Origin of the sequence: Microbacterium sp. LWH11-1.2, assembly GCF_038397745.1 — a bacterium.
Classification (GTDB): domain Bacteria; phylum Actinomycetota; class Actinomycetes; order Actinomycetales; family Microbacteriaceae; genus Microbacterium.
Genome location: NZ_CP151636.1, coordinates 2037935 through 2054412, shown reverse-complemented (window position 1 = coordinate 2054412; position 16478 = coordinate 2037935). Strand labels below are relative to the sequence as shown.

At 69.3% G+C, this 16478-nt stretch carries 17 protein-coding genes; 3 read left to right on the top strand and 14 right to left on the bottom strand.

The genetic code is table 11. The annotated features are described in order from the left end of the window. Nucleotides 1–171: 171 nt before the first annotated feature. The 7 genes from MRBLWH11_RS09835 to MRBLWH11_RS09805 form a co-directional block, all read right to left on the bottom strand. Nucleotides 172–819 carry a spermidine/putrescine ABC transporter substrate-binding protein gene (locus MRBLWH11_RS09835; RefSeq protein ID WP_207769970.1) on the bottom strand — a complete coding sequence of 216 codons (648 nt, stop codon included), beginning with the start codon at nucleotides 817–819 and terminating at the stop codon, nucleotides 172–174. A gap of 60 nt (nucleotides 820–879) precedes the next feature. Then, the gene (locus MRBLWH11_RS09830) at nucleotides 880–1260 is read right to left on the bottom strand and encodes a hypothetical protein (protein WP_341947756.1); all 381 of its coding nucleotides are present in this window, start codon (nucleotides 1258–1260) and stop codon (nucleotides 880–882) included. Nucleotides 1261–1379: 119 nt separating this feature from the next. Next, nucleotides 1380–2396 carry an ABC transporter gene (locus MRBLWH11_RS09825; RefSeq protein ID WP_341947755.1) on the bottom strand — a complete coding sequence of 339 codons (1017 nt, stop codon included), beginning with the start codon at nucleotides 2394–2396 and terminating at the stop codon, nucleotides 1380–1382. Between the two features lie 120 nt (nucleotides 2397–2516). Then, entirely contained in the window at nucleotides 2517–2669 is a 153-nt protein-coding gene (locus tag MRBLWH11_RS09820; RefSeq protein WP_165808066.1) for a hypothetical protein, read from the bottom strand. 75 nt (nucleotides 2670–2744) lie between these two features. Beyond that, nucleotides 2745–3632, bottom strand: coding sequence for a sugar ABC transporter permease (locus tag MRBLWH11_RS09815; RefSeq protein WP_341947754.1), 888 nt, complete (start codon nucleotides 3630–3632; stop codon nucleotides 2745–2747). Next, nucleotides 3632–5236 carry an ABC transporter permease subunit gene (locus MRBLWH11_RS09810; protein ID WP_341947753.1) on the bottom strand — a complete coding sequence of 535 codons (1605 nt, stop codon included), beginning with the start codon at nucleotides 5234–5236 and terminating at the stop codon, nucleotides 3632–3634. The genes MRBLWH11_RS09815 and MRBLWH11_RS09810 overlap by 1 nt, the downstream gene beginning before the upstream one ends. A 69-nt stretch (nucleotides 5237–5305) precedes the next feature. After that, on the bottom strand, nucleotides 5306–6514 hold the full coding sequence (locus tag MRBLWH11_RS09805; protein ID WP_116635670.1) for a maltose ABC transporter substrate-binding protein: 1209 nt from the start codon (nucleotides 6512–6514) through the stop codon (nucleotides 5306–5308). 187 nt (nucleotides 6515–6701) lie between these two features. Here MRBLWH11_RS09805 and MRBLWH11_RS09800 point away from each other — a divergent pair, with 187 nt between their 5' ends. Together MRBLWH11_RS09800 and MRBLWH11_RS09795 are read left to right on the top strand one after the other, a co-directional pair. Next, entirely contained in the window at nucleotides 6702–7190 is a 489-nt protein-coding gene (locus tag MRBLWH11_RS09800; RefSeq protein ID WP_116635669.1) for a YajQ family cyclic di-GMP-binding protein, read from the top strand. Nucleotides 7191–7668: 478 nt separating this feature from the next. Beyond that, nucleotides 7669–8292: a GntR family transcriptional regulator gene (locus MRBLWH11_RS09795; protein ID WP_341947752.1), complete on the top strand. Its 624-nt coding sequence runs from the start codon at nucleotides 7669–7671 to the stop codon at nucleotides 8290–8292. Here MRBLWH11_RS09795 and MRBLWH11_RS09790 read toward each other — a convergent pair. The 6 genes from MRBLWH11_RS09790 to MRBLWH11_RS09765 form a co-directional block, all read right to left on the bottom strand. Next, entirely contained in the window at nucleotides 8283–9305 is a 1023-nt protein-coding gene (locus MRBLWH11_RS09790; protein WP_341947750.1) for an alpha/beta hydrolase, read from the bottom strand. The two genes, MRBLWH11_RS09795 and MRBLWH11_RS09790, sit on opposite strands and share 10 nt — an antisense overlap. A 36-nt stretch (nucleotides 9306–9341) precedes the next feature. Beyond that, nucleotides 9342–10379, bottom strand: coding sequence for a hypothetical protein (locus MRBLWH11_RS09785; protein ID WP_341947749.1), 1038 nt, complete (start codon nucleotides 10377–10379; stop codon nucleotides 9342–9344). A gap of 64 nt (nucleotides 10380–10443) precedes the next feature. Further along, nucleotides 10444–11817, bottom strand: a complete 1374-nt coding sequence (locus MRBLWH11_RS09780) for an FAD-dependent oxidoreductase (RefSeq protein WP_116635665.1) — start codon at nucleotides 11815–11817, stop codon at nucleotides 10444–10446. Nucleotides 11818–11878: 61 nt separating this feature from the next. After that, on the bottom strand, nucleotides 11879–12940 hold the full coding sequence (locus MRBLWH11_RS09775) for a polyprenyl synthetase family protein (RefSeq protein ID WP_116635664.1): 1062 nt from the start codon (nucleotides 12938–12940) through the stop codon (nucleotides 11879–11881). A gap of 47 nt (nucleotides 12941–12987) precedes the next feature. Next, the gene (locus tag MRBLWH11_RS09770; protein WP_116635663.1) at nucleotides 12988–13707 is read right to left on the bottom strand and encodes a class I SAM-dependent methyltransferase; all 720 of its coding nucleotides are present in this window, start codon (nucleotides 13705–13707) and stop codon (nucleotides 12988–12990) included. Then, complete coding sequence (locus tag MRBLWH11_RS09765) at nucleotides 13704–14267, bottom strand: hypothetical protein (protein WP_341947747.1); 564 nt, start codon at nucleotides 14265–14267, stop codon at nucleotides 13704–13706. Before MRBLWH11_RS09765 ends, MRBLWH11_RS09770 begins: the two co-directional genes overlap by 4 nt. A gap of 55 nt (nucleotides 14268–14322) precedes the next feature. Here MRBLWH11_RS09765 and MRBLWH11_RS09760 point away from each other — a divergent pair, with 55 nt between their 5' ends. Continuing rightward, nucleotides 14323–15573, top strand: a complete 1251-nt coding sequence (locus MRBLWH11_RS09760) for an isochorismate synthase (protein ID WP_341947746.1) — start codon at nucleotides 14323–14325, stop codon at nucleotides 15571–15573. A gap of 47 nt (nucleotides 15574–15620) precedes the next feature. On the opposite strand, the gene MRBLWH11_RS09755 is transcribed toward MRBLWH11_RS09760, so the two are convergent. After that, nucleotides 15621–16463, bottom strand: a complete 843-nt coding sequence (locus MRBLWH11_RS09755) for a polyphosphate kinase 2 family protein (protein ID WP_341947745.1) — start codon at nucleotides 16461–16463, stop codon at nucleotides 15621–15623. Nucleotides 16464–16478: the final 15 nt, after the last annotated feature.

The window sequence follows — 16478 nt, the reverse complement described above, 5'->3', positions numbered from 1 at the left end:
TCACATCATGACCCACCGGCACGCCGGAACCGGCGGGCTTTGTGGTGTGGTGGGTATGCCGTGGAGGCGGACCGGCAGGTGCCGACGCCCGGTGCGCACGTCAAGACGTGCACACACCTGATCAAGTGTAATGCCGCGTAACCTGACGGTCAAATGAGCGCGGCCCCGCGGCTAGGCGCCGTCGGGGTCGAACGGCGAGTCCAGCGACTGGGTCAGCTCGGCCAGCAGCGCCTCGATCTGCGGCTCGACGTGCTGCGAGATGGCGGCTTGGATGTGCAGCCGATGGCGCAGGAGGATGCCGCAGATCTCGCGTCCGACCATGTTGGCGTACTCGTCGGCGAGCGCGACCTCCTGGCGCAGCGCGATCTTGGCCTCTTCCGTCAGGGGCGGGAGGGGCGGCAGCTGATCGGCGGCGTCATCGGCGAGCCCGGCGATCGTGAACAGGAAGGGGGCGCCCGGCACCGGCTCCGGATCGAGCGGGAGGCCGTCGAACTCGGGGTCGAGGTCCTCGGACGGCCGATAGCTGCGCGCGCGGTTGCGGGCGGCCTGATCGTCGAGCTCGCGCTGCAGCATCGGGAGATTCCGGGACGTGTAGTCGGCGACCGCGTGATCGACGATCGTCTTCATCCGGGTGGAGAGACCGTGCTGCACGCCGTGCGGCGTGTTGGCGCCGATGCCGGCGGCCGACAGGATCGGCGATCCCAGGCAGCGGCGGCAGGGCGCGACGCGTCCGCGATGAGTCGCCGGTTCCCAGCGCGGCACCCAGCGCAACCAGGCCTCGACGGCCTGGTCCACCTGCGTCTCCAATGAGCGCTCCACCCCTCCAGCGTACGGCGCGTCGCGCGGCAGCGCCGCGATTTCCCGCGTCACGGCGGGGCGTCACTCGTCGTCGTCGCCCTCCCAGGGCCAGCGCGGTCGTGCGGAGCGGGTGCGGCGCAGGGCGATGCCGCCCCACGCGGCGATCGCGGCCGCCAGCAGCAGCACCGCGCTCGCTCCCCCGCGGACGAGGTCTCCCGCCACCGCCGTGGCGAGGATGACGTTGCCGACGCCGATGAGCACCGCCGCCCAGACGCCGACGAGATGGGCGAGCCCGGCGACGAGGGCGATCGCGATCGTCGCGACGAAGGACGGATGCTGTCGACGGAGTGTCGACCACAGCGCGACCGCGAAGGCGACGACCGCCGCCAGCATCCCGGTGACGCCGGGGACGGGGCCGAGCCCCGGCACCGCGATGACGTCGGCATCCGCCAGCAGGCTCACGGCGCCCAATCCGCACACGGCGAGGGCGAAGAAGCCGATGGTGGCGAAGACGAGCGCCAGGACGGCCGGAACCCCCGCGGACTCGGGTCCGCGGGGGTTCGGCGTGGTGGAGTCCGTGATTACCTCGCGAGCGTCGGACCGGCTTCGAGGGTGCGCTCGTACTCGCGCTGCGCCTCGGCGTTGTACTCGGTCTTGCGTGCTCCGCTGCGCGCGACCCAGGCACCGAACCAGATCGTCAGCTCGCGGGCGAACACGAAGGCGGCGATCGCGAGCGGCGCGAGGAGCTGCGAGCCGACGAGATCGAGTCCCCCGGATGCCGTGAGCTTCCAGAACGGGGCCTCGAAGAGCTGGCCGAGGATGTGCCCGGCGTAGGCGATCACACCGACGACGATGCCGAAGACCACCCAGAGTCCCCAGCGTCCGCGGTTGATGATGGCTCCCAGCAGCCAGAAGCCGAGGAAGAACACCACGACCGGCGTCCAGTACCCCCAGGTGAGCAGCGGCGCGACGAGGGCCTCGCCGATGTTCTGTCCGGTCACGTCGCCGGCGATCGCGCCGAAGCCGATCGTGGCGCCGAGGTAGAGGACGGCGAAGGCGACGGTCGCGAGCAGGCCGATCGCACCGGCCGTGCCGCGGTTGCCGCGGTCGCGCGGAGGCTCGGGAGCCTGCACGAAGATCGGCTGCGGAGCCTGCGCCGACGCGGCGACCAGCGGCTCCGAGGGGACGATGCGGGTCTCGGTCAGATCTGCGGACGGCGCGTAGGCCGTGTCGGCGACGGCCGTGTCCTCGCGGTCGTAGGACGACACGCGGTCGTACGAGGCGGTGGCGTCGTCGTGCCGCGAGACCGGCGGGACGAACGCCGCGGTCGTATCCGCGTCGGAGTAGTCCGTGGCGCCTGCCGACGTCGATCCGGACTCCGCGGGAGTCGGCGACGAGAACAGGCCGGGGTGCTCGCGCTCCGCTTCCTCGAACGCGGCGAGGTCGGGGTCGACGGGCTTGCTCTCCGTCGAATCGGGCGCGGTTCCGGGAACGTCCGCACCCGCCGCGGCGGCGGCGTCGAGCCCGGCGTTCGCGCTGCCGACGACGTCGTCGACGTCAGCCGGCTTCTCGGGCTTGTGAACCTCAGGGTCGCTCATGGGATGCGCCTCTCATCGGATGTGTGCAGTGCGAGGCTACCGCCGCGCGGGCGGCCGCTCACGGAGGCGTGCCGACGTGTCGGCATACCGCTGGATTCCCGGGTTTCGGTCGGGTAGCCGTCAGGGGAGCGCGCTGCGCAGCGCATCCCCGGCGAACTCGGCGAGGACCGGGAGGATGGGGATCGAGAACCACACGAGGGCGCCGATGATCCCGGCGCACATCACGCCGGCCACCCAGCTCATCGCGAGGTTGCGTCCACCGACCCGTGCCATGTCTCCACGGTAGGCCCGCGCGGGCGGTCGCACCGGCCGCAACGCCGATCAGCGGGCGCCGCGGGACCCACCGACTCAGCCCTTCGTGGCCCCGGCGGTGAGCCCGCCCACGATGTACTTCTGCAGGAAGAGGAACAGGATCATCACCGGGATCGCCGCCATCACGGCGCCCGCCGAGAACGCCGACCAGTCCGCGTAGCGCGGATTCGCGACGAGCTTCGTGAGCCCGACGACGAGCGTCTGCTGCTCGACGTCGACGAGCATCACGCTGGCGATCACGTACTCGTTGACGGTGCCGATGAAGGACAGGAGTCCGACGACCGCGAGGATGGGCGCGACCAGGCGCAGGATGATCGTGAAGAAGATGCGGGCGTGGCCGGCGCCGTCGATGCGGGCCGCCTCGTCGATCTCCTTCGGGATCGTGTTGAAGAAGCCGTACATCAGGTAGGTGTTCACCCCCAGCGCACCGCCGAGGTACACGAGGATGAGCCCGGTGTGCGTGTTCAGACCGATCGCGGGGAACCAGTCCCCCAGCGTCGACATCAGCAGGAAGATCGCCACCACGGCGAGCAGCTGCGGGAACATCTGCACCACGACGATCGTGACCAGTCCGACCCGGCGTCCGGCGAATCGCATGCGCGAGAAGGCATAGGCCGCGCAGGCGCCGATGAACACGGTGACCGCTCCGGTGACGACGGCGACGAGCAGCGTGTTCAGGAACCACAGCCCGTACGGATTCTGCGGATCGCTGAGGATGCGCACATAGCTGTCGATGCCGACGGCGGAGAAGAGCCGATTCGAACCGGTGAGCGTGCCCTTCGGATTCAATGAGGCCGAGACGACGTACAGCAGCGGGAAGAGCGCGAAGGCGCTCACGACGATCGCGACGAGGTGGCGCCATCCGGTGTCGGCGAACCAGGCGCCGAAGCTGCGGCGGCGCGGGGCGATGATGTCGGTGCTCATCAGTTCAGCTCCTCGAGGGCCTTGGTCTTGCGGAAGCTGACGATCGAGATCGTCGCCACCACGATGAAGATGAGGATCGTGAAGGCGGATGCCAGGCCGTAGTCGCGCGCCTGGCCGGTGAACGCCACCTTGTAGACCATCGAGATCAGGATGTCGGTGTGCCCGACCGGGATCGAGACGTCGCTGAAGCGCGGCCCGCCCTTGGTGAGCATGTAGATGAGGTTGAAGTTGTTGAAGTTGAACGCGAACGACGAGATCAGCAGCGGGGCGACCGTCACCAGCAGCAGCGGCAGCTTGATGCGACGGAAGACCTGCCACGGGTTCGCGCCGTCCATGACGGCTGCCTCGTTCACATCCTCGGGGATGCCCTGCAGCGCGCCCATGCAGACGAGGAACATGTAGGGGAAGCCGAGCCACAGGTTCACCAGCAGCACCGAGACCTTCGCCAGGGCCGGGTCGGTGAGCCACGGGATGGACGCTCCGCCGAAGATGACCTGGTTGATGAACCCGAAGCTCTCGTTCATCATGCCGGCCCACACGAGCGCCGAGAGGAACGCGGGGAACGCGTACGGGAGGATCAGGATGATGCGGTAGCCGTTACGGAACCGCATCCGGGTGTTGTTGAACACCAGGGCGAGGAGCAGCCCGAGGAAGAAGGTGGACGCGACCGAGATCAGGGCGAACGCGAACGTCCAGATCGTGACGGAGATGAGCGGACCGCGGATCGACGCGTCGGTGACGGCGCGGACGAAGTTGTCGAAGCCGACCGTCGTCTGCCAGCCGGGCAGGAGCTCCTCCCCCGCGTCGGAGGTGAACGCCCCGGCGCCGGTGTCGGAGTAGACGGTCCCGGTGCGGGTGTCGGTGATCGCGTCGGCATCCGCGTCGTACTCGAGCGTCGAGACGTAGAGGTAGCCCTTCTGCCCGTCCGGGGCTCGCAGGCTGCCGTCGTTCGGGTCGTCGCTGAACGGGACGGAGAGCTTCTCGAGCTCCTCCGAGAGCGTGAAGACGGTCGCCAGCGGCAGGGTGGTCCAGCCCTCGACCGAGACGGCCCGGCCGCCCTCGAAGTCGGCCTCGACCTCCTGCAGCGGCTGCTCGGCGGTGCCGAGGAGCGCGTCCCCGGTGTCGGGGTCGGTGACCAGCAGCCCGTATCCGCCGAACTGCTCGACGACGGTCACCGGGTACGTGGGCGAGTCCTCGACCCGCTCCTGCGCGGCAGCGAGGAGCGAGGAGATGGCCTGATCCTTGGTGCCGTTGTGACCGGTGCCGTAGTTCGTGAACCCGATGTAGCCCGTGTAGAGGAGCGTGAAGACCTGGAAGACCACCAGGAAGATGATGCCGGGGGTCAGATACTTCGCCGCGATGCGCTTGCGGGAGAAGTAGAGGTAGTTGACGAGGACGGCGACCGCGACGACGATCCCGAGGATCAGCCACTCCTGGTGCGTGAAGAGCACGAACGCCGCGTAGAGCGCGATCGCATCGACGACCGCGAGGAGCAGGATCTTCAGCAGCAGCCAGCCGATCGGGCCGGATGCCGCCTCGGCGATCCTCGCTGCCTGTCGCTGACGCGTGGTGGGCGGAGTCGTGGGCTCGACGGTCTCTGTCATGTCGTCCTCGTCATGATCCTGCCGGGGCGGGCGAAGGACGCCCGCCCCGGCAGAGTCGGTTTCCAGCGGTTACTTGATCGCGGCGGTCACGTCGTCGACGAGCTTCTGCCACGTCGTCGCCGGGTCCTCGCCGTTGATGATGGCCGCCTCGGCGACGCCCCAGAACTGCCAGACCGAGCCCATGGCCGGGATGGCCGGCATCGGGACGGCGTCGGCACCGACGGCCTGGAAGCCGGCGATGATCGGATCGGATGCCGCGGAGTCGGCTGCAGCGGTGAGCGCGGGCAGGATGTTGCCGGCCTCGAACAGCGCGAGCTGAACCTCCTCCGTGCCGATGTAGTTCACGAGGAAGTCGTTGGCCGCGACCTTGTTCTTCGACTCGGAGCTCACGAAGAACCCCTTCACACCGGCGAACGGCGAGGCCGTCTCACCCGTGGGGCTGGGAACGGGGTCGATCGCGACGTTGATGCCGGCGTCGACGGCCGCACCGACGTTCCACGGGCCGGTCAGCCAGAAGGCCGCGGTGCCGTCGAGGAACTGCTGCTTGGCGATCTCGCCGTCGATGTCGGTGTTCAGCGTGCCCGCGGCCCCCTGCGCGGCGAGCCAGTCGGCGAATGCCGTGCCGCCTGCGCTGCCGAGCTGCAGGTCGGTCGGGTCGTAGCTGCCCGACTCGTCGGTGCCGAAGACCGGAGCGCCGAAGGCGGTCTGGAACGGGTAGAGGTGGTACGGGTTGCCCTCGGCGCCCTGCTCCACCACGAACGCGCCCTTGGCGATCATGTCGTCGAAGCTGGTGGCTGCCGCGGGAACGAGGTCGGCGTTGCGCAGCACGGCGATGTTCTCGACCGCGTACGGGAGCATGTAGACGGTGCCGTCATAGGTGGCGGCCTGAAGTGCGACCGGCAGGTAGTCGGCGGAGCTGTCGCCGAGCTCGAGCGGCGCGACGACGCCGTTCGTGGAGAGCTCGCCGAGCCAGTCGTGCGCGCCCATGACGACGTCAGGGCCCTTTCCGGTCGGCACCTGCTGGATGAAGTCGTCCTTCATGTCGTCGACGGACTTGCCGACGAGCTCGACCTTGACGCCGGTCTTCTCCTCGTACGAGTCCGCGGCGCCCTGCAGCGCGTCGACGCGCTCCGCGTCGACCCACACGGTCAGCGCGCTGCCCTTGTCGCCGCCGGACGAGTCGTCGCCGCTGGTCCCCGTGGCGCAGCCGGCGAGCGTCAGAGTCGAAACGATGGCGATCGCGCCCGCGGCGACGATGCCCCTCTTGTTCACCTTCATTGGTGTGTGCCTCTCTCGGTGCTGATGGCCTGCAGTACTGCAAGCGCTTACAGTATGCATCGAGATCGAGTGGATTCACAATGCAAGAAGGCGTTGATATCAACCTGTGACCCGGCTTCGTGGCGGAGGACGAGATGAAAACGCTTCCACGAGCTCGCACAAACCGCAGTCTCGATACACTTCTCCTATGGCTGACAGTTCCTTTGACATCGTCTCGAAAGTGGATCACCAGGAGGCCGAGAACGCTCTCAACCAGGCCCGCAAGGAGGTCGAGCAGCGCTACGACTTCAAGGGCACCGGGGCATCCATCGCGTGGAGCGGCGAGCAGATCCTCATCATCGCCAACTCCGAGGAGCGCGCGAAGGCCGTGCTCGACGTGTTCCAGTCCAAGCTCATCAAGCGCGGGATCTCCCTGAAGAGCCTCGACGCCGGGGAGCCCTTCGCGAGCGGCAAGGAGTTCCGCATCGTCTCGAGCCTCAAGGACGGCATCTCCTCCGAGAACGCGAAGAAGATCAACAAGATCATCCGCGACGAGGGTCCGAAGGGCGTGAAGAGCCAGATCCAGGGCGACGAGCTGCGCGTGCAGTCCAAGAGCCGTGACGACCTCCAGACCGTGATCAGCCTGCTCAAGGGCTCCGACCTCGAGGTCGACCTGCAGTTCATCAACTACCGCTGACCCTCTCACCGGGCGCGACGCCCGGGTGCAGCGCGACGAGACGATTCATCGGATGCCGTGGCATCGGATGAATCGTTTCGTCATATCCGGATCGCATACCGATATATCGGAATGCGTGGCTGAGACTGAGAGGGGTCGCTTCTCGATGCGACCCACGACGCGCCAGCCGCGTGACGTACTGTCGTCGAACGGCCCCGCGCTCTCGGAATCGCGGGCCTCCCCCCGTGGGGACGGGGTTCGCGGCGGTTCCGCGCGACCGCGTCGGATGCGGCCGGCGGGCGCTCCGCGTCCGTCGGCCGCAGAGAACTCCGTCAGCATCCTCGAGAGCCGCCGTGGTGCCCGTGCGTCATGTTCCGTGCGCGAGGAGTTATGCGCGTAGTGTGTTGGCATCCTGCGCGATCTGTGATGAGAGGCCCACCCGGGCGCATCACGTAGCAGGAGAAGGAAGAGCAATTGGGGGCGGGGGTCCATGGGCAGCATGGGAACGAAGAACGTGGGCGAGAACAAGCAACTGCTGGCGGAGGAGGTCTTCCAGCACATCGGCCGGCAGATCGTCGACGGCACACTGGCCCCGGGGCAGCGCATCCGCGATCTCGACGTGGCCGAGCGGATGCACGTCTCCCGGACGCCGGTGCGGGAAGCGCTGCAGCGCCTGGAGCGCCTGGGGATGGTGACGATGTACCCGAGTCGGTACACCGAGGTCACCGAGGTCACGACCGACACCGTGGCACAGTCGCTCGCGTTCGCGGGGTACCAGGCGGGTATCGCCGCCCGCCTCGCCGTCCCGCAGCTCAGCGCCGCGCAGCGCGCGCATGTCGCCGGACTCGTGGAGGCGATGTACGACTCGCTCCATGACAGCACGCTGACCGTAGACACCCGCTGGGACGTGTTCGCCTACCTCGGCGCGCACAGCCAGAACGCCCAGCACTGCACGGTCATCGAGGAGACGACGGTCGCGCTCCTGCGCAATCTCCGTCACTGGACCGTGCCCGTCGACGACCGGGAGCGGATGCTGCAGGTCTACGTCGAGTTCCATGACGCCGTCCTCCGCGGCGACGGGGATGAGGCGGAGCGCCTCACCCGGGCGATGCACTATCTCTGAACGAGCGCTCCGCCGGACGCCTGCCAGCCGGTGACCCAGCGCTCGAGGCGCCGATAGGCGTCTTCCCTCGCCTCGCGCCGTGAGAGGAAGACGTCGTGCAGCGCCCCGTCGATCCGCTCGACGGTCACGGACGAGCCGAGGCGCAGGGCCGCGCGCGCGATGTCGTCGACCACCAGCACGGAGTCGGCCGCGGTGAGCTCTTCCGACCAGCGGGTGGGCACGGCCGAACGGGCCGAGAGGAGCACGCACACCGGAACGGGGATCGAGAGTCCCGACGCGACGGTGCGATGGCCCGAGAGGATCGCGTGCAGCCAGCCGGCATACACCGCCATCGTCTGGGTGGGGCGCCAGAGCGGATTCACCTCCATGGGATCGTCCGGATCGGCGACCTCCTGCTGCGCCCTCGAGTAGAAGCCCAGATCGACCTGAGGGGCCACCTCCCGCGGACGGAGCCGTGCCTGCAGCTCGACCATCGGCGCGATCGCCGCACGCACCGGGGCGATCTGGAACTCCAGCCACGGGCTGTTCAGGATCACCGCGTCCGCGGCATCCGGATGACGCGATGCCCACAGGCTCAGGGTCAGTCCGCCCGTCGAGTGACCGAGGAGCACGAGCCGTCGGCTGTCGCTCCCGTCGATCGCGTGCCCCATCGCACCGAGCGCTGCGGCGATGTCCTCGTCGTAGGTCGCGAGATCGGCGACGTATCCCGGCGTCTGGCCGTCGCGGAGACTGCGACCGTATTTGCGCAGGTCGAGCGCGAAGAAGCGCGCTCCCCTCGCCGTCCAGAAGCGGGCGAGGCGCTTCTGGAAGAAGTAGTCGGACCACCCGTGCACGTACAGCACGTCGACGTCATCCAGCAGGGGGCGCCTCCCCCGCAGCCGATCCCACCACCCCTGCACGGGCGGCAGCGCCCGCACGAGAGTCGCCACGACCGGGCCCTGGTCGTCGTCGCCGAGCTCGAGGGTGAGCTGCTCGAACTCCTCGCCGAGAACGTCTGCGATCCAGTCGGCCATGCGCTCCACCCCCTGCGGCCAGGCTAGCCGAGGACGCTACTGCGGCGCCGGACGCCCGACCGTGAAGTTCTGCACGACGTGCTCGGCGACCTGCGTCAGGTCGGAGATCCCGGAGCCCTCGAAGGTGGTGAGGCGGATCCAGTCGGAGCCTACGCGCACATCGAGGACAGGGCGATCGAACTCGTCGACGCCGCGGAGCGCGGCATCTGCTCCCTCGATCTCGACGGCCGTGCCGCCCTCGATCAGCTCGAAGGCCCACGCGCCGCCGGGGAGCGTGGTGATCGTCAGGTATCCCTGCGACTCGTACTCGCTCTCACTGGAGGCGTAGTAGCAGATGCGCGAGCCGTTGACGGCCTGGTAGATCTCCGACGGGATGCCCCAGCCCCCGAAGGAGTCGATGAGGAACACCTCTGTGCCGAGTTCCTCGGCGAGTTCGTCCTTGGTCAGGAACTGCGCGCACTCCACGCCGACGATGTCGCTGGGGGCGAGCTCGACGTCCTTGCTCGTCGCGACGGCCGCGGCGGCGATGCGGCGAAGGCCCTCGTCGATGCGCGCGGCATCGCCGGAGCCGACCTCCGGCTCCATCATCTGAGCGGAGACGAGCACGTCTCCGTCGAGCACCTGGAAGACGCAGATCCCGTTGTCTTCGCAGCGCGACTCCTCGCCCCACCATCCGCCGCGGGACTCCGCACCCGTGATCACGGTCTGCGCCCGGGGAACGACCGTGACCTCCCAGCTGCGCGAGTCGTCTCCCGTCGAGCAGGCGATGCCGCCGGCGCGCTGGAACGCGTACAGCGCGGGTCCGGGGTACCAGTTGGGCATCGAGACGCGCGAGAGCGTCTCCTCCACCGCCCCCGCCGGCGCGCCGACGAGAGCGGACATCTCCGCCGCGACGTCGTCGCACGTCACGTCGAACGCGGGCGTCGGCGCGACGATCGGATCCGAGGTCGGCGTCGGTGTCGGGCTGGGCGACGGCTCCACGGATGCCGTGGGAGTGGGCTCCGGCGTCGGTGCACATCCCGACACGAGGAGCAGCGCCACCGCGCCGAGGATGAGGAGAGGTCGCCGTCGCATGCTCTCAGCCTAGGAGGACAGCCCCGACACGAGGGGATCGGCTCGCAACGATCGGATGACGGTGCTACTCGCCGCGCGAGACCCGCACCATCTCGTCGCGCGGGACGACCTTCACGCGAGCGCGCTCGTGCGGTGCGCCGAGACCGATCTCGTGTTCGTCCAGGCGGTGCCATCCCTCGAGGTCGGTCCACTTCACGCCGCGCTCCTGCAGGAGAGCGGGGATCGACTCCTCCGAGGGGTCCTCCGGCTGCCACCACGACCCCTGGTCGTTGATGATGTGCCGGACGGTCTCCATGGCGTCGGACTTGGTGTGACCGATCAGGCCGACCGGTCCGCGCTTGATCCAGCCCGTCGCGTAGATGCCGGGCACCCGCTGGTTCGAGTCCTTCGCGAGCACCTGTCCCTCGCGGTTCGGGATCACGCCGTGCTTCTTGTCGAACGGCACTCCGGGCAGCGGCGAGCCGAAGTAGCCGATCGCGCGGTACAGCGCCTGGATCGGGACCTCGCGCAGCTCACCGGTGCCGACCGCGCCGCCCTCGCCGTCCGGCTGGGTGCGCTCGTACACGAGCGCCGCGACGCGGCCGCTCTCGTCCTTGCGGACCTCGACGGGCCGCGCCCAGAAGTGCAGGTGCAGGCGTCGCGATGCGGTGCCGCCCGCGTTGTTCACCGAGTCGCGCTTGCGCCACGACTGCAGGACGCGGTCGATGACCATGACCTGCTTGTTGCTGGCGACCGCCTCCTTGGAGGCGTCGTCGTAGTCGAAGTCCTCGTCGTAGACGACCATGTCGACGTCGCGGAGCTCGCCGAGCTCGCGCAGCTCCAGCGGCGTGAACTTCACCTGCGCGGGGCCGCGGCGCCCGAACACGTGCACGTCGGTGACCGCGCTCGCCTGCAGGCCCTCGTAGACGTTCGCCGGAACCTCGGTGACGAGCAGATCCTCGGCATGCTTGGCCAGCATCCGCGCGACGTCGAGCGCCACGTTGCCGTTGCCGATCACGGCGACCGATTCGGCATCCAGCGGCCACTCGCGCGGCACGTCGGGGTGGCCGTCGAACCAGCTGACGTAGTCGGCGGCGCCGTAGGAGGCGACGGCGTCGACACCGGGGATGTCCATCGACGTGTCCCTGATGGCGCCGGTCGCGAAGATCACGGCGTTGTAGTGGTGCTTGAGGTCTTCGAGCGTGATGTCCTCGCCGAAGCGGACGTTCCCGAACAGGCGGATGTCGCCGCGGTCGAGCACATCGCGGAGGGCCGTGATGATGCCCTTGATGCGGGGGTGATCGGGGGCGACGCCGTAGCGGACGAGGCCGTAGGGCGCCGGAAGCTGCTCGAACAGGTCGATGGAGACGTCGAACTTGCGCTCGGCCTTCAGCAGGATGTCCGCGGCGTAGATGCCTGCGGGGCCCGCACCGACGATGGCCAGTCTGAGCTTGGTCATGGGAGGTCCTTTCGTGTGCCGTCGCGCCCGTCGTGCGACCGCGTGGGTCGCATCGCCGGATTCAGCTGGAGCGATCGGCGAGGGTCTCTGCGAATCGGGTCAGCGCCTCACGCACCGTGCCTCGCGGGAGCGGTCCGAGCGCGTCGATCGCGTCCTGCGTCCAGGCGTGGGCGAGTTCCAGGGTCTTCGTCGTCACGGCGTGATCGCGCAGCTCGTCGAGCGGTCCGTCGAGGATCGCCGGATCGGCGCCGTCGGCGATGAGCGCCACACCGGCATCGATACGCGCGCCGAGGTCGATCGATGTCGCGTCCGTCTCGGCCTTGAGCAGCAGGTACGGCATGGTGGGCACGCCGGCACGCAGATCGGTGCCCGGGACCTTGCCGGTGTCCTCGGGCTTCGCCGAGAGGTCGATCACGTCGTCCATGAGCTGGAAAGCGACGCCGATCTTCTCACCGTAGACGCGCATCGGCTCTTCGTACTCCACGGGAGCGTTCGAGAAGATCACACCGCCCTGCGTCGCGGCGGCGATCAGCGAACCCGTCTTGTCGGCGAGCACCTGGATGTAGAACTGGATCGGATCGTCGTCGGGCTGCGCGCCGATGGTCTCGTGCATCTGGCCGAGCACGAGTCGTTCGAACGTGTCGGCCTGGAGACGGATGGCGCGCTCGCCCAGTCGCGACATGAGCTGGCTGGCGCGGGAGAACAGGATGTCGCCGGTGAGGATCGCGATGCTGTTGCCCCAGACCGCATGCGCGGCGGGGACCCCGCGGCGGCGATCGGCGCCGTCCATGACGTCGTCGTGGTACAGCGAGCCGAGATGCGTGATCTCGAGCGCCTTGGCGACGTCGATCACCTCGTCGGTGTTGCCGTCGCCGAGCTGCGCGGCGAGAAGGGTCAGCACGGGACGGATGCGCTTGCCACCGGCCTCGTAGAGATAGCGGCTGGCGGCGTCGGCGAGCGGATCGGCGACGCGCACGTCTTCGGCGAGTCCGGTCTCGACGCGCTCCAGACCGTCTTCGATGGCGCGCGCGACGCGGCGGGCGGCGGGGCCGATGAAGACGCGATCGCTGAAGCCGAGACGGCTCGCCAGTCGCGACCCCGGGGCGATGGGGCTCGAAGTCACGGTCCCAGCCTACCTTCGTCGGGTGCGGCGGATTGCGCCCGGGATTCTCACTCGGGCTTGCGCGCTCTGTGGAGGGCCACGATGCCGAAGGAGAGGTTGCGATAGGCCACCTCGGCCCAGCCCGCCTCGCGGATCCAGGCGGAGAGCTTCTTCTGGTCGGGCCACTCCCGGATCGACTCGTTGAGGTAGTCGTAGGCGTCGCCGTTCGTCCCCGCGACACGGGCGACCCGGGGCAGCACCTGGTCGTTGTAGAACCGGTAGGCGCCGCGGAAGAGCTTGCCCGGAGGCGTGGAGAACTCGTTGATGACGAGGCGGCCTCCCGGCTTCGTCACGCGGAGCAGCTCGCGGAGCGCCTTCTTCGGATCGCTGACGTTGCGCAGGGCGTACGACATCGTGACCGCGTCGAACTCGGCATCCGCGAAGGGAAGGTCGGTCGCGTCGGCCTGGACGAAGGAGAGGTTGCGCATCGCGCCGTGTCGGCGCTGTCCCTCGGCCAGCATCCCCGGTGAGAAGTCGGCGGCGACCACCTCTGCGCCGCTGCGGGCGAGGGATGCCGACGACGATGCGGTGCCCGCCCCGAGGTCGAGGATGCGCTCCCCCGGCTTCGGCGCCACGGCCCTCGTCGTCGCCGCGCGCCAGAGCGCGTCGTTGCCGAAGGTCATCGCCGTGTTGGTGCGGTCGTAGCCGGCGGCGACCTGGTCGAACATGCCGCTGACGCGGGCGGGGTCCTTGCCGAGATCGGCGCGGTTCTTCTCGTTCGGGGTCACGCGTTCAGTCTAGGCGCGAGGTCCAGGGCTTCGAGGCGATCGAGCCAGGCATCGGCGGTGGCATCGTCGAACGGCGCGATCTGCGCGCGGACCCGCTCTTCGAGATCGAGCGCGAGCGCCTCGAGCCGTGTCATGATCTCCGCCGGGTACCCGTACTGCAGGCTGTGCTCCGCCCACTCGTCGCGATCGTCGACCCAGGTGCCACGCTCGCCCTCGACGCGCACGACATCGAGGTCCATGTCGATGCCGGTCGCGAGAAGCGGCTCCGCCGACCACCGGACATCCCATCCGAGGTCGATGTAGATGCGCATGCCGTTCGGGTGATCGCGGTTGACCGTGAGCGCGAAGTCGGTCTGCCGCGGCACGAGCGTGACGTTCGGGCCGGCGGCGACGAACTGCGCGCCGGGACGGGCGCTGCTCCACCCGACCGGCTGCCCGATCCAGTCGCCCCACTCGTCTGAGCCGAGGTACACGCACTCGTGGCGCCAGTGCGGCGCGCCGTCCCACTTGCGCCACTGGAAGATCATCTCGGCACCTGTGGCAGGACGTGCATCGCTCATGCGCCCACCCTACGATGGCGCGGTTCCGGTCATCCGCGCGGCATAGGCTGGAGACGTGCACACCACCCACCTGGTCGTGGAGACCCGCGAGATCGACCCGGTCGAGGACCTCCTGGCCTACGCGGATCCCGCCCGCCCGCTCGCCTGGCTGCGCCGCGGCGATGGCATCGTGTCGGTCGGCGAGCCCCTCGCCGCGATCCGCCCGCCCGCCGGAGACGAGCCGCGCAGCGCAGCCCTCGCCACGTTCTGGCGCGGCATGGCCGCCCAGGCGGAGATCGATGACGCCGTCGGCCTCCCCGGCACGGGGCTGGTGGCCTTCGGCGCCTTCGCCTTCGACGAGGAGTCGGCCGCCGACAGCGTGCTCGTGGTGCCCACGAAGGTGCTCGGTCGCCACGGCGACCGGTTCTGGGAGACCCGCATCCGCGTCGCCGGAGCATCGGATCCCGACGAGGAGTTCGCCACCCACCCGTACGGACCCCACTGGGCGGGCACTGTCGGCCCCGGTGCGCAGAGCCCGCAGGGCTACCAGGACTCCGTCCGCGCCGCGCTCGCGCGCATCGCCGGCGGCGAGCTGAGCAAGGTCGTGCTGGCCCGAGACCTCACCGGCAGCATCCCGGCCGGCTCCGATCTGCGCCGCCTGGTCCGCGCCCTGTCGACGGGCTACCCCGACACCTGGGCGTTCGCGGTCGACGGGCTGATCGGCGCGAGCCCCGAGACGCTGGTGACCGTGCAGAACGGCACCGTCACGGCCCGGGTCCTCGCCGGCACGATCGGGCGCGGGGCCGACGCGGATGCCGACACCGCGGCATCCGCTCATCTCGCCTCGAGCACGAAGGATCTCGACGAGCATCAGTACGCCGTGCAGAGCGTGCTCGCCTCGCTCCGCCCGCACACACGGGCGCTCGCTGCGAGCGAGCAGCCGTTCCTGCTCAAGCTGCCGAATCTGTTCCACCTGGCGACCGACGTCGAGGGCGAGCTCGGAAACGGCGAGTCGGCGCTCGATCTCGTGCGGGCGCTGCATCCGACCGCGGCGGTCGCCGGGACGCCGACGGCGGCCGCGATCGCCGCGATCCGCGACCTCGAGCCCTTCGACCGCGGCCGCTATGCGGGGCCGGTGGGGTGGGTGGATGCTGCGGGCAACGGCGAGTGGGGCATCGCGCTGCGCTGCGCGCAGTTCACCGCGGCCGCCGACGACATCCGGGTGATCGCCTATGCGGGCGCGGGCATCGTCGCCGGTTCCGACCCGGAGTCGGAGCTGCTCGAGACCAGGGTCAAGTTCCGCCCGCTGGTCGACGCCCTCGCCTGACGCGTTTCGTCTCGTCGCTGCGCTCCTCGCTCAACGACCGGTAGGGGTCAGCTCGCGGCGAGACGCTTCTTCTCCGCCTCGACGTCGAAGTCGGCCCTCGGCCATTGCGGATCGATGTCCTCGAGAGCCGCGAGCAGCAGCTCCTGCACAGCCAGACGCGCGAACCACTTGGAGTTCGCCGGAACGACGTACCAGGGTGCGGCCTCGGTGGACGTGCGGTCGAAAACGGTCTGGTAGGCCTCCATGTACTTCGGCCACAGCAGTCGCTCGTCCACATCGCCCGGGTTGTACTTCCAGTGCTTGTCCGGTCGTTCGAGGCGCTCCATCAGCCGGGCCTTCTGCTCCTCGGGAGAGATGTGCAGCATGACCTTGACGATGCGGGTGCCGGACGCTGCGACCCGTGCCTCGAACTCGTTGATCGCGGCGTAGCGGCGCTCGATCTCGGGCCCGTCCGCGAGCTGGCGCACGCGTCCGATCAGCACGTCCTCGTAGTGGGACCGGTCGAAGACGCCGATGAATCCGGGTTCCGGCAGGCGCTTCTCGATGCGCCAGAGGAAGTCGTGCGTACGCTCCTCGGCCGTCGGCGCCTTGAAGGCCGCGAGCGAGACGCCCTGCGGGTCGACGCCGCCGACGACGTGCCGCACGATCCCGCCCTTGCCGGCCGAGTCCATGGCCTGCAGCACCAGGAGCACGGAGTCCTGGGCTGTGCCGACCCGGCTCTCGGCGAAGAGCCTCTCCTGCAGGTCGTTGAGTCGCACGAGCCCGGCGGCGAGATCCTTCGCCCCCTGCGCCTTGCCCTCGTCGTAGCCGGGCTTGCTGTCGGGATCCACGTCAGCGAGGCGGAAACCGTCGCCGACTCGCAGCAGGTTCGTCCAGGTGTGCGCGTTCATACGCACATCCTGCCA

Coding starts and splice junctions, on each gene's coding strand:
- MRBLWH11_RS09805 (WP_116635670.1), bottom strand. CDS start 6,514: ATGAAGGTGAACAAGAGGGGCATCGTCGCCGCGGGCGCGATCGCCATC.
- MRBLWH11_RS09765 (WP_341947747.1), bottom strand. CDS start 14,267: ATGAGCGATGCACGTCCTGCCACAGGTGCCGAGATGATCTTCCAGTGG.
- MRBLWH11_RS09820 (WP_165808066.1), bottom strand. CDS start 2,669: ATGGCACGGGTCGGTGGACGCAACCTCGCGATGAGCTGGGTGGCCGGC.
- MRBLWH11_RS09795 (WP_341947752.1), top strand. CDS start 7,669: ATGGGAACGAAGAACGTGGGCGAGAACAAGCAACTGCTGGCGGAGGAG.
- MRBLWH11_RS09755 (WP_341947745.1), bottom strand. CDS start 16,463: ATGAACGCGCACACCTGGACGAACCTGCTGCGAGTCGGCGACGGTTTC.
- MRBLWH11_RS09825 (WP_341947755.1), bottom strand. CDS start 2,396: ATGAGCGACCCTGAGGTTCACAAGCCCGAGAAGCCGGCTGACGTCGAC.
- MRBLWH11_RS09780 (WP_116635665.1), bottom strand. CDS start 11,817: ATGACCAAGCTCAGACTGGCCATCGTCGGTGCGGGCCCCGCAGGCATC.
- MRBLWH11_RS09815 (WP_341947754.1), bottom strand. CDS start 3,632: ATGAGCACCGACATCATCGCCCCGCGCCGCCGCAGCTTCGGCGCCTGG.
- MRBLWH11_RS09785 (WP_341947749.1), bottom strand. CDS start 10,379: ATGCGACGGCGACCTCTCCTCATCCTCGGCGCGGTGGCGCTGCTCCTC.
- MRBLWH11_RS09800 (WP_116635669.1), top strand. CDS start 6,702: ATGGCTGACAGTTCCTTTGACATCGTCTCGAAAGTGGATCACCAGGAG.
- MRBLWH11_RS09810 (WP_341947753.1), bottom strand. CDS start 5,236: ATGACAGAGACCGTCGAGCCCACGACTCCGCCCACCACGCGTCAGCGA.
- MRBLWH11_RS09790 (WP_341947750.1), bottom strand. CDS start 9,305: ATGGCCGACTGGATCGCAGACGTTCTCGGCGAGGAGTTCGAGCAGCTC.